Annotated in this window: 1 protein-coding gene; it reads right to left on the bottom strand. The window is 58.0% G+C overall.

Annotated features, from left to right (window positions below):
• Positions 1 to 107 precede the first annotated feature (107 nt).
• The gene (locus JIN81_RS18740) at positions 108 to 1,289 is read right to left on the bottom strand and encodes an IS4 family transposase (protein WP_200283609.1); all 1,182 of its coding nucleotides are present in this window, start codon (positions 1,287 to 1,289) and stop codon (positions 108 to 110) included.
• Between the last annotated feature and the right edge of the window lie 97 nt (positions 1,290 to 1,386).

The following is a 1,386-nucleotide window of genomic DNA, read 5'->3' as shown; positions in this document are numbered from 1 at the left end:
TCACTGCTGTCCAAAACAGCGGTGAGTCATGGGGGCGGTTTCTGATTTGAGGCGGTTTTGGGGTCGGCAGCGCGCGTTTTTCGGAATGGTGATCTATCTATCCGTGCTCAGTATGTCTGCATGCCGTCCAATTCCGCTTGGATCATCATATCCGGTGGCGGGTCGGGCGGTTGCAAAAACGGGTCGTCGATCCATTTCCACAGGTCCTTGTGGGTAAACAGATTCCAGCGCAACAGCGCGACGAGGTTGGAAAGCGCCCAATCGATCCGGCTGCGGAACTGCAGTAACTTGAGCAGCAGCATGGCGATGAGTGCCGTCCAAATCTGGATCCGCACCGCGTTGGCCGAGGTGCCAACGAAGGTCTTGATGCGCAGGTTCTGCTTGATCGCCTTGAAGAACAGTTCGATCTGCCAACGCTGGCGGTAGATCTCAGCGATGGTCTCGGCGGAGAGGTCGAAGCGGTTGGTCAGCAGTTCCATCTTCTCGCCTTTCTCCTCGATCCACACCGTCACCCGCCGGAAGGGTGTGTTGATCCGTCGGCTGGCATCGAAATCGAAGAATTGGCCCTTGTCGTCGCGCAAGACATTGCCACCCGGCTTGACGGGGCGCTCCTCATGGCTTGCCCAGAGAGCGTTCTTCTTGAGTCGGGTCACGAATCCCACGCCCTCGCCAGTCCATCGATCAAACATGCGGTAGTCGTTGTAACCCCGATCCATAACGACGAGCGATCCCTTGGGAAGCTTGAGCTGCTGGGCGATGGTGACATCCGCGACCTTGCCTTCGGTGATGGCAGCGAAGCACGGCAGATGGCCATCGTGATCGAGGAGCAAGTGAAGCTTAGCGGCACCCTTGGTGGCTCTGAACTTCGCCCAGTCGAACATCGTCGCGCACAGTTCGATGACCGAGCTGTCCAGCGAGTAGAGCTTGCTCTTGAAACGGAATCTCTTTCCCGGCGCATGGAGGGCGACGGTGCCGAGCAATTGATGGAAGAGTCGCTCGAAGAGTTCAGCTGGCCGCTTTGCATTGGCGTAGGAGAGCGTCGAGCGTCCCGGCGCGCCTTTCATGCCGAGGTGCCTGAGCTTGCCTTCGCAACTACTCAGACCGGCATCGATCTCGCGCAAACTGCGCGCCTGGGCGAGTTGGCAGAACAGCATCGCGACAAAGTGATCCCAACTGGCGAATCCCTTGGTCCGCCGTTCACTGCCGGTCTCCTTCACCAACCGTGCGAAGCGGCTGCGGTCGATGAGGGAAAGGAGTTGGCTGAAAAGGCTCGAGGTGGATACATTCATCTCAGGCCTCCTTGTCTGGGGTGTGGTTGGATATCATTTCACCCCGATTTCACTCCTTCAAGGAGGCCGCTTCAATTCCCTGTTTTGGACAGGTATG

This window comes from Haloferula rosea (assembly GCF_016595525.1).
GTDB lineage: Bacteria > Verrucomicrobiota > Verrucomicrobiia > Verrucomicrobiales > Akkermansiaceae > Haloferula > Haloferula rosea.
This window is presented reverse-complemented; position numbering and strand designations above follow the sequence as displayed.

Bases quoted from the DNA above. Each gene is read 5' to 3' on its own strand.
- JIN81_RS18740 (WP_200283609.1), bottom strand. From the start codon at position 1,289: ATGAATGTATCCACCTCGAGCCTTTTCAGCCAACTCCTTTCCCTCATC.